The organism is Staphylococcus sp. HMSC061G12 (genome assembly GCF_001838465.1).
Lineage (GTDB): Bacteria > Bacillota > Bacilli > Staphylococcales > Staphylococcaceae > Staphylococcus > Staphylococcus simulans.
This window is the reverse complement of record NZ_KV837156.1, coordinates 1-407: the sequence shown is the minus strand read 5'-3', so window position 1 is coordinate 407 and position 407 is coordinate 1. Positions and strand designations below refer to the sequence as shown.

1 protein-coding gene is annotated in these 407 nt (G+C 25.8%); it reads right to left on the bottom strand.

Annotated features, from left to right (window positions below; translation table 11 throughout):
• Positions 1-33 precede the first annotated feature (33 nt).
• Positions 34-381, bottom strand: coding sequence for an ArsR/SmtB family transcription factor (locus HMPREF2937_RS10925; RefSeq protein WP_002441960.1), 348 nt, complete (start codon positions 379-381; stop codon positions 34-36).
• Positions 382-407: the final 26 nt, after the last annotated feature.

The window sequence follows — 407 nt, the reverse complement described above, 5'->3', positions numbered from 1 at the left end:
TATCAAGACAAGAAGAAACTCGTTTCACTCGTTTCAAAAACCCTCCTGATTTTTAGAGAAAAATTCTTTTATTTCATCGTCTTTAATAAAATAATATGCCATCTTTCCCTTTTTATAAAAATCAAGTACATCATTTTTATATAAAAGTCTTAAATGATGTGAAGTTGAAGCAACACTTATTTTCAATATCAAAGAAATATCACAAACACACAACTCATCTTCTTTAATCAAAGATAATATGATTTTCAATTTCTTCTCATCACAAATCTTTTCTAAAATGTTAAGTAATTTCTTAGATTTATCATCTTCTAAAAAACTTAAAGCATTGTTAACTTTATCCTCATGTACACAGATCACATCACAAGCATTTTCATAACTCATATAAAATCGCACCCTAAATTAAAATA

Bases quoted from the DNA above. Each gene is read 5' to 3' on its own strand.
- HMPREF2937_RS10925 (WP_002441960.1), bottom strand. From the start codon at position 381: ATGAGTTATGAAAATGCTTGTGATGTGATCTGTGTACATGAGGATAAA.